At 45.4% G+C, this 12,479-nt stretch carries 13 protein-coding genes; 8 read left to right on the top strand and 5 right to left on the bottom strand.

The features are described 5' to 3' along the window. Positions 1–102 precede the first annotated feature (102 nt). A complete protein-coding gene (trxB, locus tag E5S67_RS07555) occupies positions 103–1,473 on the bottom strand; it encodes a thioredoxin-disulfide reductase (protein ID WP_172186454.1) in 1,371 nt (456 codons plus the stop codon). A gap of 583 nt (positions 1,474–2,056) precedes the next feature. Here trxB and E5S67_RS07545 point away from each other — a divergent pair. Next, positions 2,057–3,073, top strand: a complete 1,017-nt coding sequence (locus tag E5S67_RS07545) for a methyltransferase domain-containing protein (protein WP_246276664.1) — start codon at positions 2,057–2,059, stop codon at positions 3,071–3,073. Between the two features lie 106 nt (positions 3,074–3,179). Here the strand turns inward: E5S67_RS07545 and E5S67_RS07540 are convergent, their stop codons facing one another. Next, on the bottom strand, positions 3,180–3,359 hold the full coding sequence (locus tag E5S67_RS07540) for a hypothetical protein (protein WP_172186453.1): 180 nt from the start codon (positions 3,357–3,359) through the stop codon (positions 3,180–3,182). Between the two features lie 150 nt (positions 3,360–3,509). On the opposite strand from E5S67_RS07540, the gene E5S67_RS07535 reads away from it, so the two are divergent. Then, on the top strand, positions 3,510–3,749 hold the full coding sequence (locus E5S67_RS07535) for a helix-turn-helix transcriptional regulator (protein ID WP_172186452.1): 240 nt from the start codon (positions 3,510–3,512) through the stop codon (positions 3,747–3,749). 59 nt (positions 3,750–3,808) lie between these two features. Here the strand turns inward: E5S67_RS07535 and E5S67_RS07530 are convergent, their stop codons facing one another. After that, positions 3,809–4,918, bottom strand: coding sequence for a diguanylate cyclase (locus E5S67_RS07530; protein WP_172186451.1), 1,110 nt, complete (start codon positions 4,916–4,918; stop codon positions 3,809–3,811). Positions 4,919–5,309: 391 nt separating this feature from the next. Then, positions 5,310–5,804: a DUF427 domain-containing protein gene (locus E5S67_RS07525; RefSeq protein ID WP_172186450.1), complete on the bottom strand. Its 495-nt coding sequence runs from the start codon at positions 5,802–5,804 to the stop codon at positions 5,310–5,312. A 112-nt stretch (positions 5,805–5,916) separates the two neighbouring features. Here E5S67_RS07525 and E5S67_RS07520 point away from each other — a divergent pair, with 112 nt between their 5' ends. From E5S67_RS07520 to E5S67_RS07510, 3 genes are all read left to right on the top strand, one after another. Continuing rightward, positions 5,917–7,194, top strand: a complete 1,278-nt coding sequence (locus E5S67_RS07520) for a GH25 family lysozyme (RefSeq protein ID WP_172186449.1) — start codon at positions 5,917–5,919, stop codon at positions 7,192–7,194. 453 nt (positions 7,195–7,647) lie between these two features. Further along, positions 7,648–9,606, top strand: coding sequence for a cation:proton antiporter (locus E5S67_RS07515; protein WP_172186448.1), 1,959 nt, complete (start codon positions 7,648–7,650; stop codon positions 9,604–9,606). A gap of 13 nt (positions 9,607–9,619) precedes the next feature. Next, on the top strand, positions 9,620–10,393 hold the full coding sequence (locus E5S67_RS07510; RefSeq protein WP_246276663.1) for a class I SAM-dependent methyltransferase: 774 nt from the start codon (positions 9,620–9,622) through the stop codon (positions 10,391–10,393). Between the two features lie 124 nt (positions 10,394–10,517). Here E5S67_RS07510 and E5S67_RS07505 read toward each other — a convergent pair whose 3' ends face one another. After that, a complete protein-coding gene (locus E5S67_RS07505; protein ID WP_339382789.1) occupies positions 10,518–11,093 on the bottom strand; it encodes a helix-turn-helix domain-containing protein in 576 nt (191 codons plus the stop codon). 262 nt (positions 11,094–11,355) lie between these two features. Here E5S67_RS07505 and E5S67_RS07500 point away from each other — a divergent pair, with 262 nt between their 5' ends. The 3 genes from E5S67_RS07500 to E5S67_RS32310 are packed head-to-tail and all read left to right on the top strand — an operon-like array spanning position 11,356 to position 12,403. Continuing rightward, positions 11,356–11,568, top strand: coding sequence for a hypothetical protein (locus tag E5S67_RS07500; RefSeq protein WP_172186447.1), 213 nt, complete (start codon positions 11,356–11,358; stop codon positions 11,566–11,568). 27 nt (positions 11,569–11,595) lie between these two features. Beyond that, on the top strand, positions 11,596–11,829 hold the full coding sequence (locus E5S67_RS07495; RefSeq protein ID WP_172186446.1) for a hypothetical protein: 234 nt from the start codon (positions 11,596–11,598) through the stop codon (positions 11,827–11,829). Next, positions 11,816–12,403 carry a hypothetical protein gene (locus tag E5S67_RS32310; protein ID WP_216670276.1) on the top strand — a complete coding sequence of 196 codons (588 nt, stop codon included), beginning with the start codon at positions 11,816–11,818 and terminating at the stop codon, positions 12,401–12,403. The genes E5S67_RS07495 and E5S67_RS32310 overlap by 14 nt, the downstream gene beginning before the upstream one ends. Positions 12,404–12,479: the final 76 nt, after the last annotated feature.

Genomic DNA, 12,479 nt, shown 5'->3' with positions numbered 1-12,479 from the left:
TGGCGCGCAGGGGAGAAACCGGGTTTTTGGCAGGTGGGACGCAAGTCGAGTTTAGGTTAAATTTCCCTTGGCGAATCTCAAATCTAAAATCGATCGAAAGTCCTACAAATTACTGGCAATTAACTCGCGGTACTGGCTTTTCGGCTTAACTCCTTTGAGCTCAGCTACCAAATCTTTGTCTTTGAAATACTGAATCGTCGGCGTACCAATCACGCCAGCATTTTCAGCAATGTCTGGATCTTCTTCAATGTCGATTTCCACGTAGTGGATTTTGCCCTCGAACTCATCTACTACTTTGCTCAAAATCGGCTTGAGGCTGTGACAAGGGCCGCAAGTCGGAGCGGAATATTTGACCACAATCAACCGATCGCTATCGTGGAACAACTTCCGCAAAGCATAACCTCCTTCGTGGCGCGTGTCTGTGATATCAAAGTTCTCACTGGTTTTGCGAACTTTTTGAGCTTCCGGCGCTGCTGTGGGTTGCTCGGATTCCTGGGTTTGATGGAATTCCTGCGTTAAACCGTTGACTGACAGCCAACGTTCTGCCACCATCGCCCCCATACAGCCGCTACCGGCGGCGGTGATGGCTTGGCGAAACTCGTGGTCTTGTACGTCGCCGACGGCGTAAACTCCCTCGACGCTGGTTTCTACCGAACCGTGTTTGGTAACGATATAGCCTACTTCGTCGAGTTCTAATTGACCTTGGAAAAGTTGAGTATTGGGAGTGTGACCGATCGCGTAAAACAATCCTTTCACTAACAAATCGCTCTCGGCGCCGGTCTCGATATTTCTAATTCTCACCCCGTCCATTTTCCCGCCCGGTTCGCCCAAGATATCCACTGCTTCGGTATTCCAGTGCACGGTAATTTTGGGATTGCTCAGCACTCGGTCTTGCATGGCCTTGCTGGCGCGCATCCGATCGCGCCGCACCAGCATATGTACGTGAGAGCCGTATTTTGTCAAATAAATAGATTCTTCCGCTGCGGTGTCGCCTGCGCCGATGACAGCTAAATCTACTCCTTTAAAAATTGGGGTAGCGCCGTCGCAAATCGCACAGGCAGAAATGCCGTGACTCCAAAATACGTGTTCGCTAGGCAGCCCCAGCCTTTTCGCCGTCGCGCCTGTAGCGATTACTATCGTGTGGGTTTTGATTTCTCTATCTTCCGATCGTACTGTAAACGGCCGCTGGCTCAAATCCACCGAAATTACATCTTCTGTGTATAATTCGGCACCCCAGCGCGCTGATTGAGCTTTCATCCGATCCATGAGCTGTGGCCCGGTGATGCCTTCGGGAAAACCGGGAAAGTTTTCGACTTCTGTGGTGGTCATCAGTTGACCGCCGGGGACGCCTCCGGCTTGGTAGCCTTCAAACACTAAGGGTTTCAGGTTTGCCCTCCCGGCGTAGATGGCTGCGGTGTAGCCTGCGGGCCCTGAGCCGATAATCACTAAGTTTTCTACGGTTTGTTCGGTCATAGCTATTTAGTCAAACTCATAACGACTTCGTTTTACTAATTCTAGCAGAGTTTGATCGAGTTTGGTTTGATGCCATTGTGCGATCGAGCATCTGTATCTATTGTTGAGGGTCGATCGGTCTTCGGGGCAACTCCAGCTTATTTTATAAGCAAAAACAATCTAAAAGTCGATTTAGTTTTAAATGTTCGATCTATTTTGACCGCTGAAATCTTAAGCAAATCTAAAGATGACCCAAATTATTGACTTCATTCTCAATTATTTTACCTATTTACTTGCTTTGAGGCTTGTGGTACGATTTTCACAATCCAGCAGCATTATGAATAATTTAAGTTTTTGACGCTGAAAGCTTGTAAAATCGTAAAATTAACGAACTCTGCAAATGTAATAAGTACAATTGTTTATGCAAAATCCGCATTTTCTGGTTTAAGAATTGTAACGGAGATTGGGTCAATTTGACAAAATAGATGATTTGTGGTATTAAAAGTGCGATCGGGGGAAATTAGAAGGAAATTTTTAACCGCTTCGGAAGCACAGGCGGGACGCCCGTGCCACGATAAACATAGAATTTTGTAATTATGTCTGAATGGATAAAATCAAGATATTGTTTGTGTGCAGTCAGAATAAGTGGAGAAGTTTGACTGCCGAGAAAATATGCCAGAAAGTTAGCGGTTACAGCGTGCGATCGGCTGGAACGGAAAAAGGTGCAAGAATTAGAGTAACTGAGGGTCTTGTCGGTTGGGCGGATTTGATATTTGTGATGGAGAAGAAGCATGGCGATCGACTTCGCAGCAAATTTCCCGAAAGTCTCGAAGGCAAGAAAGTTATTTGCCTGCAAATCCCGGACAATTACGAATATATGGAACCCGAGTTAGTCGAGCTTTTGCAGGCGAAACTGAACCCCTATATGGAAATGCCAGAGAACGAGATAAATTTTATGCAGCGAGTTTTGGAACCGGAAGTGATGGATTCCTTGGAAGAGGCGATCGAATACGATTCGATGGACTTTACTGAGGTTAATGCTGCTTTTGCTCAGAGTGCTGTGGCGTTGGGGCCGGTTTTTGGAAACGTTTTGGATGCGGGGACGGGTACGGCGAGAATTCCGATCGCCCTCTGTCAAATGCGGCCAGCATGGAAATTGACTTGCATTGATTTGTCGGCAAATATGCTGAAAGTCGGGGCCCAAAATGTGGAAAAGGCGGGCGTGCGATCGCAAATTAGTCTCGAATTAATTGATGCTAAGGCAATGCCTTACCCTGACAGTTATTTTGACATGGTGATTTCCAACAGCATTATCCACCATTTGCCCGATCCGCTGCCGTTTTTGCAGGAAGTCAAGCGGGTGTTGAAGCCGCAGGGAGCAATTTTTTTGCGGGATTTGCTGCGGCAGGAAAAAGCGGAAATCAGGGATAATTTAGTCAAGCTGTATGCGGGAGATTGCAACGCGCATCAGAAACAGTTATTCAGCGATTCGTTGCAAGCGGCATTTACGCTGGATGAAGTTGAGGAGACGATCCAAAATGCCGGGTTGGATGGGTTGAGGATTTATGAATCTTCGGACAGACACTGGACGGCAGAACGTGCTTGGTGCGAGTCTTTGTAGGCACGGGACGATCGTCCGATAACATTTCAAATGAGAATAGAAGCGATCGCGCCTTTCCAGGTATGGACCGTACCGTTGCGCGATCGCTTTTATTCTCAAAACTGCTCTACCAGCGATCGCCCGGATCGAACACGACTATTAGGCGAGCCTCCGGCAGTAACTGTCGCAAAATGCGGATCTGACCGTCTGCATCCGACCAACTGCGAAACCTACCCACAACGCTTCTTTGTAAATTGGGAAGCAAGCGAACAATAATCCAGGAATTCAGACGCTGTTTGTAAGGCATAATCGATTCATGCTCCTTTCCAAAGGGGTTTTAGAGCCAGTCCTTGTACTTTCCACGGTTCCGGGCTGGCTATTAAACATATTGTCTAATCAATTTATTGTTTAGTCAAGATGCTTAAGCATCTTATATAAAAAATGTGCGATCGAGGATATGCCGAAAAAGCCCGTTCCGCGACCTGAAGATGAAGAGTCGCATTTGAAGAAGCTCAGGGAAGAACTGGAGATGAGTCAGGAAGATTTGGCGCGAGAGCTTGGCGTTTCCTCGCAAACAATCAGCCGTTGGGAGTTGGGGAAGAACGTACCCACGTTCACCGTCAAGCAGATGAAAGCTTTGGAGAAATTGCTGGCTAGCATCGGGAGGTCGATCGGCGATTTGCCAGACAATCTGTGATCGAAACCATTAAACAAGCCCACGGATAAATCCGTGGATCACTTTTTCCCATCTAAAATCTAAAATCTAAAATCTAAAATCACTCGATCGCGCCCTCGGTCTTTAGCTTGATAAAGCGCGCGGTCTGCCGCTGCAATCAAGTTTTTTTGTGCTGCGGACGATCGAGGAAACGTACTCGCTACCCCCAAACTCAGCGTCACGAGAGAACACGCCTCCGAATTAACGTGTTCGATTTCTAGTTCTTTGATCCACACTCGAATTTTCTCTGCAATCCAGACAGCTATTTCAGGCGAAGTCCGAGGCAAAATCACTGCAAATTCTTCGCCTCCGTAACGGGCTACCAGAGTCTCGCCCGAAACTTCGCCTGTCGAGTAATTTACGGCTTCCAAAATAGCTTGGGCTACCTGCTGCAAGCAAGCATCTCCCGCCTGATGTCCGTAAGTATCGTTGTATTTCTTAAAAAAGTCAACATCGCATAAAATTAAAGATATTTCTGCTGCTGCTTCTCCCAATTCTTGCCATTTTTTCTCTAAGTATTCGTTAAAACAGTGGCGGTTGGCAACCTGAGTTAAGCCATCTAAGTTGGCAAGGCGATACAATTCCGAATTAGCTGCTTTTAATTGAGAATTAGCTGCTTCTAGCTCGCATTTCGTGAGCGCTAAGTTGTAATAAAGTTCGCTCATAAACCAAGTAGCTTGTTGGTGAATTTGGGATAAAGCTACCCACAGTTGATGCACGTCTAACAATCGGTAAACTTGAGGTTCTAACTGCACAACAATTGGCTCGTAAAGCAGTTCAGGCGGTCGCTGCACGGCTCGCTGAGCAGCCAGGACAATTAAGGCTACTCCTGGTAAAATCAAAATATCGGTTTGAGCTATTTGATACAAAGCTATAATCGGTCTGCAAGCAAATATATCTACTCCATAAGGGCGGCTCATGCGTTCCATAAATCGCCGACGCGATATCATCCCTAAAAATTCGCCCTTTACGGTCAAGATAACTCCCGGAAGCAGCGGGTGAGCTTGAAAAAACCGGGCTACTTCTTTGGCTAGGGATGAAGCTTCAACTTGAAAATTGAATACAGCCAGATCCTTAAGAGTAGACTCTAAAGATAAATTTTTTGGTAGTTTTTCTGGCGAGTTAGATGGCGAGATAAATTCAAAAGACACAGCGCAGATCCGAATAAATAAATAATAAAGAAGCAATAAAGCTAGTGTCAGGTATTAACTTATACTAACATTTATATATTAGCAGTGGCTGTATTTTTGACGACACTGTTTATTTCAATGGATAACCTGCTGCGTTAGCTTCTGCCGTGCCTGCTGCACTGCATTGATTCATCTTCACTCAATTATAGATTTATGGAATTATTACTCATTTTTTGATAGTTGGCTTTTTGCGTAGTAAAAAAAACAGGTTTCTGGGCAAGTCCTCAGCTCATTCACGGCGCCCACAAACTCAAGAAACCAGGTTTTTAAACCGGGCTGAAGCTGTAACGAGGCTTTGCGTAAAAAAAACGTGGTTTCTGCCACTGTTCTCAAGTCAAAACTCAACATTCCCTTACCAGCCCCAAGTTCCTGGCCCTCCCTTAAACGGGCCGACAATATCTTTGGTAATCCAGCCACCGTAAAAATCCCCTGGTTGAGATTGCACTAATTCCCCGTCCACATAACAGGCATCCATCTTGCTCGGATAAAAAGATACATAATCTTTAATAGCCTCAAAGACTTGGGTGGGATTGGGATAAAACCAAGCAGCATTTACTACTTCCTTTTCTCCCACCGTCACAGTGTAATAACCGGCTTGTCCCTTCCACTCGCACCAAGAACCCCGTAAAGTTTTGTGCAAATATTCCATTTTGATGTCCTCGGGGCAGATATAGTAGGCAGGAGGGTGGCTTGTCTCCAATACCCGCTGAGGACGGCGCGTGTCGGCGATCGTCACTCCATTAAAAACTATCTGTACGTGTTTGGTCAATTCCTCAAGGCGAGGGGGACGCGGGTAATCCCAAACAGACTCTTGACCGGGGCCGGGCTCTATTCGATCGAAGTTCATTTGCACAATCTCCCCTGCAAAAAAAACACTTAGCGACTTAGCATTACAATTTAATGTACCCTTAATCGAGTCGCTGCTTCAGACCAAACCAGCTTTTCTCAACTCTTCGTATATGAGTATTCGCGGTATAGACGTTTCCGACTACCAGCCCAATGTCAATTGGCAAGCAGTTGCCCGGGATGGTATTACCTTCAGTTTTGTCAAATCGACCGAGGGTGCAACCTTAGTTGCCCAAACTTTCGCTCGCAATTGGGCGGCGATGAAAGCGGCAGGGATTCAACGCGGTGCTTACCACTTTTTTCGACCTGCAAGCAGCGTTCAAGGACAAATAGATTTGTTCTTGAAAACTGTAAAACTCGAAGCGGGGGATTTGCCGGCAGTCTTGGATTTGGAAACTACAGGCGGTTTGACTGTGACTCAATTGTGCGATCGAGCGGCAATTTGGTTAGAAGCAGTCGAAAAAGCCACGTTGATGCGGCCGATTATCTACACTTACCCCGGTTTCTGGGACAGCCTGGGGACAAAACGGTTTGCCGATTACCCGCTGTGGATTGCTCACTATACCAGTGCTGAGGAACCTTGGGTTCCCGGCGGCTGGAAAACTTGGACTTTTTGGCAGTACAGCGATACAGGCACCGTGTCCGGCGTATCGGGCAATGTAGATACCAATATTTATGAAAGCGTCCGAGAAGGCGCCCTAAGTTATAAAGTTGCAGACATCCAGAAGGAATTAAGAATTAAAGGTTTTTATCAAGGCGCGATGGACGGTAAATTTGGAGCCACCACCACAGCGGCGCTCATCTCGTTTCAGAAATCTCAAGGTCTCAATCCAGACGGGATTGCAAGCCTCAAAACCTGGGCCGCTTTGATGCGAAAATCTCCCAAAGTAGTTGTCCCCCCACCAGCGCCGACACCCGCCCCGCAGCCGACTCCCACTCCAACTCCCCCTCCCATATCAGGTGTGCGGCTGACTCAGGTATTCTCGTCTTATCAAGCTAGCGCTAGCCAAGATACTGCCTTAATTTGGCTGCAAAGTCAGGTGCCTACCTCTGTTTTAGGGGACTTTGCTCAAAAATGGCGGGCAACTGCCTTACCTCCAGACACTAATTTGCGATTGATAGATGTCGGCAAATTTTATCGCGGTTTAGCACAACAAGACCAAGCTTTAGATTGGCTGCAAACACAAATTTCTCCGGCTATTCTTACCGATTTTGCGCAAAAGTGGCGCTCTCAATCTACTGTCAATAATTCTCCGATTCGGCTGATAGATGCGTGCAAATTTTATCGGGCAGCACCCAACCAAAACCAGTCTTTAGATTGGCTGGAAGGGCGAATTTCGCCGGCCATTCTATCGGAGTTTTTTCGCAGGTGGCAGAATGCCAATCGATGATAGATTAGATATTTAAAGTTGTAGATTTTAGATTGACTCTACAGATGAATCTTGCGATTTTAGATTCTTTTAGATTGTAGATTGACTCCACAAATGAATCTGGGGGTTTGACGGCTCTGTAATTGAAAAGCCGCCAAATCTTGCTATTTGAGATTTGAGATTTGAGATTGACTCCACATCAAAACAAGTCAAATCCTCTCCCTCTGTGTGCGCATCCCCGTCGAACTCTCGAACATAACAGACCATCTCTCGCTTAGCTACAGCTTGCTGCCATCTTTGACGCCAAGAGGATTATCTGATAAAGTTATAGCGACTATCAAGGTTTTTTAATCTTATTGGGAAAAATCCAGGGCCGTGCCGAGTTTGTAAGCTGCGCCGAAAAGAGCGCCTGCACTCCAATTACCCGCGATCGAACATTTAAAACTGAGCGGGCAGCCTGTAACAATTATATCTATGGAAATCCCCTTTAACATCACCCAGTTGATGGTCATGACCGTCATCTGTGGCATCAGCGCTCAAGTTCTCGCAGCTTATCTGAAAGTTCCGGCGATCGTCTTTTTGCTGTTGTTTGGCATTTTAGCCGGCCCAGACTGCTTGGGATTGCTGCACCCCAATCTGCTGGGCAGCGGTTTGGAAGTTATGGTATCGCTTTGCGTAGCGTTAATTCTGTTTGAAGGCGGCTTGAATTTGGAATTGCGAGATTTGGGCAAAGTTTCCGGCAGCATCCGCAATTTAGTTACGGTAGGCACTTTAATTACGCTAATTGGCGGCGGAATGGCCGCACACTGGTTGGGGGAATTTCCCTGGCCGATCGCATTTCTGTATGCTTCTCTAGTAGTCGTCACCGGTCCGACAGTAATCGGCCCTTTACTCAAACAAGTATCGGTTGACAAACAAGTCGCCGCTTTGCTAGAAGCTGAAGGCGTTTTAATCGATCCTGTCGGAGCAATTCTGGCAGTATTGGTGCTGAATATTATTTTAAACGGCAATCCTGATTTGCTGGTTTTGTTCCGAGATTTAATCGTGCGGCTTTTCGTTGGCGCAATCGTCGGAGTTGCGGGAGGTTGGCTGCTGGGATTCATTCTCAAGCGATCGCAATTTCTCTCAGAAGACCTCAAAAACTTAGTAGTTTTAGCCAGTTTATGGGGATTTTTCGGCTTAGCAGAAGAAATCCGCAGCGAATCTGGACTGATGGCAACTGTGGTATCCGGCATCGTCCTCAGAACCGCTGCTGTCCCAGAAGAAAGGCTGCTGAGGAGGTTTAAAGGTCAACTCACAGTCCTTGCTATTTCCGTTCTATTCGTGCTGCTAGCGGCCGATTTATCCCTCGCTAGTGTGGTCGCCCTCGGTTGGGGAAGTTTGTTTACAGTTTTAGCTTTAATGTGGGTAGTGCGGCCGATCAATGTTTGGCTGTGTACTTGGAACAGCGGACTGAATTGGCGGCAGAAATTATTTATTTGTTGGGTAGCGCCGAGGGGAATTGTCTCAGCGTCGATCGCATCTTTATTTGCAATTTTGCTCACCCAGCGGGGAATCAACGGCGGCGACTCGATTAAAGCCTTAGTTTTCCTAACAATTATTATGACAGTTTTTGTCCAGGGACTAACCGCCGGACGGATGGCTCAACTGTTGGGCATCACCTCAAAATCTGTAACCGGTGCAGCAATTGTGGGGTCAAATCCTTTGAGCAGATTAATTGCTCGCTTGTTTCAAGAACGCGGAGAATCTGTGGCAATTATCGACACCGACCCGGAAGCTTGCGCACAAGCAGAACGAGAAGGTTTGCGAGTGTTTTTGAGCAGTGCTCTCGACCACAGCGTGTTAGAAGAAGCCGGACTCGATTCGATGGGAACTTTTTTGGCAATGACTAACAACGGCGAGGTAAACTTAGTGTTAGCTCAGCGAGCGGCCGAAGAGTTTGCACCGCCGAGGGTTTTGGCAATATTCCCCAAAGATCCGCAAGCAAATACGCCTGCAAATCAGGCTAAAATCAATCAAGCTTTTGTCTCCGATTTGTCGCTGAAGGATTGGAACGAATATTTGAGCGACGGCGAAGTAAAATTGGGGGAAACTGAGTTAAAAAGTGAGGGATTGCAGTTTCAGATTGCTCACTTGCAAGCTTTGGTTCAAGCCGGGGAGTTGGCACCGCTGCTGCTGGAAAGGCAAGGATACTTGCAAGTAGTCTCGGCAACCCAGATTTGGCAAGCGGGCGATCGAATTATTTATTTGCTGTACGATCCGACACCGAAATTGTTGAAAAGATTGTCTGGTTCGTCGCAGTCTCGTTTGACTTTGGAAAAGCATCAGGTAGTTGAAGAAGTGCCGATTCCTCCTCCGGTTTTAGAGCCGGTTTTGGAGGAAACGGAAATAGCAAAGGATGCTGAAATTTTGCAGCCACCAGTTTCGCGGTAAGAGGAATGATTTTATGACAGCAGAAGGTTCGTATCAAGCAAACACGTTCAATCTAGAATTTGAGGGAGAAATTCAGCGGTTAAAAGCTCAAGTTCTCCTCAGTTGGGAAAAGGAAGCGCGCACTTTAAAGTGGTTCGGTTTAGCCGACGGGATGAATGTTTTGGAAGCTGGAAGCGGGCCGGGATTTTTTACCGAAAAACTGTTAGAGTTGCTGCCAAACAGTTCGGTAACGGCGGTAGAAATTGACCCGGTACTGCACGAAAAAGCAGTAGCATATTTGCAGGACAAAGGGGGCGATCGAGTAGATCGCATCCAAGCATCGGTTGCGGATACTGGTTTGGCGGCTAACACTTTCGATTTTGCGATCGCCCGTTTGCTGTTCGTTCACCTCCCAGATCCCGTCGCAGCAGCTAGAGAAATATTCCGCATCTTGAAACCCGGCGGCAAACTGGTGATTATTGATAGCGACGCGGATCTGTTTTGGCTGACAAATCCACCTTGGTCAGTCGAGATTGTCCGGGAGAAATTCAAGCAGGTGATGGCATCGCGGGGCGGCGATTTATCCGTCGGGCGAAATCTGTGCCGCATTCTCAAAGAAGCTGGGTTTGTTAGCGTTGATTTAGAAGCGGTTGTCAGCCACAGCGATATCATCGGAATTGAGGCGTTTCAACCTTTGCTTGACTCCGGCCCCATTTTGCAATTGGTCAAACAGGGCTTGGTTTCAGAGTCAGAAATAGCCAGCTATCTGGTTTCGCGGGATGAGTTTGTAGCTGCGGGCGATCGATGATGAGTTTTTGGTTGATGGCTTGCGGGGAAAAAAATCAATAGGATTAAGACACATATTTCACACAATATTGATGTCCCGTCGCAGCACAGCCTCTAGCACTCTCGCTACATTCCCAGCCAACAAATCAAATTTCTAAATCCACCCTATTAAGTTCATTCAAGGGTAGATTTAGCGCTTCTGCAATTTGCTCATCCGTCAAACCAAACTGACGCAACTTATCAATTAATTCAATTATTGCGAGGCCTGTGTAATTATTGCTTTGCTGCTGGAAGTCAGGAGTTGCAGGCTGACTTTCATCTGGGGTAGAAGCTGAAGCATCGGGGCAATTGTGGGTGTAACCTATATTGACATTATTTTTATTCCAAGTGTTTTTATTTCCTAAACTTATATTTACATTTATGTGACCTTCTAGCACAGATTCAAGATTACTTTTTTTAACTTGTTCGCCAAAGATATCAGATAACATTTGTAAAAGCTCGTGACTGACTTTTTTAACGTGCTTGTCACTGTAACCGTATGTTTCTGCAACCCCAGCATACTTTTGACGATTCAGTATTCCCGCGATAATTCTCCGCTGCAAGTCGTTTAAATGTTTGCCTGTCTTAGCGCAGACAGTTTCATCGACGGATTGCAACATCTGAGGAATGTTCATAGGTAGGCCGATGAGATGAATACCGTTACTATACCCTACTTTTTCCAACTTTTTCCAACTTTTTTGACCTCGCCTCCGAATTGTTTGTGCCAATTTGAGAAAGATCCAACTTTTTCCAACTTTTTCTGCCTTGAAGTTTTTGCGTTAAAAGTCTACTATGAGGATCTTAAAATGTTCATAATCCCATATAAAGCAGAAATTATAGGAGCAACTGGTATTGTACCTAACTACTTGCCAATGCAGAGGTAGGAAATGACCGATGAAAAACTAGATCAACCAAGAAATATCACTTTGCTGCCTTCCTTATCAGATGCAGAGTGGAGAGAGTACAAAACAGGAAAATCAATCAGACATCCAAGTTTATAAAGAGATTCTGGTTGAAAAATTCGCACTAGCGAAAACACCAGAAGAATACGAAATATTGATAGAGTTGAGACAGGGACTTCATGAATTGGATAGAAAAGAAAGGCAATTAAATTACACACAACAATCGGCAGAACTTCAACTTCACAAAGCAAAATAAAAAGACATTTTTCAACGATATCAACAAATGGTAGCTAGCCTTTTTTCCGTTGGAATAGGGGTTTTATTAATACAAACTGTTCCTTTAGCAGGTTCGCTATTTTTAATTTTAGGATTGGCTAAACCTTTAGGCTATTCTTTGGGAGAAATCGGCGACTTTTTAGATGGGTTGAAAGGCTTTTCCAAAGATTCAAATGAACTTCTCTATAAGGGAAAGGACAAGGATAATCAGTCTGAGGATCAGAAAAATGGAAGAGAATAAACTAGATTTAATTAGTGCGTTCAAATTTGAAAAGCGACTTAAAACTTCGGTTGCGGTGTATCTTTCAATAATACTTCTTTCTATAATTGGTGTGTTAGTCAAGATTGAGATGGCTGCTGAGTTACAGCAGGCCTTGATAGTTATTCTGGGCTTAATTACAATTGCTACTATTGATGCGTTCAGAAAAGCTTTAGATAGTACACGATCTTCTTTAGTGAATCAGTTTAGTCAGATCATTGTTCAGGAGGGAGGTTTTTACATTTGTGGTGATTATGTTGGTGGAACCATTAATCAAGGAAGTGAAAGAAAACAAACACTTGCTGAAGCTGCTGTCGAAATTCAGCAACTTCTCAGGCAACTAGAGAAGTCAAACCCTACTGCTACTGAGGCTGAAAAAGTAGCCTATGTTAACGATGAAACTCCTCCTGCTTTAAAGTCTCGCGTAGCTAGTGCTGTCAAAGCTGGTAGTATATCTGCTGTCGAGAGTCTTCTGGATAATATTCCTTTAAGTAATATTACTAAAGCTATTGTAGAAGGATGGATATATTCAGCAGATCTCATACCATTTTTTTAAAGATGTGATAGAGATAAAGAATGTAAAATCCAAGACCATCCGGTGAGAAAACCAATGACGCGATCGGTGAAAGATG

The sequence above is a fragment of the Microcoleus asticus IPMA8 genome, from assembly GCF_013179805.1.
Lineage (GTDB): Bacteria > Cyanobacteriota > Cyanobacteriia > Cyanobacteriales > Microcoleaceae > Microcoleus > Microcoleus asticus.
This window is presented reverse-complemented; position numbering and strand designations above follow the sequence as displayed.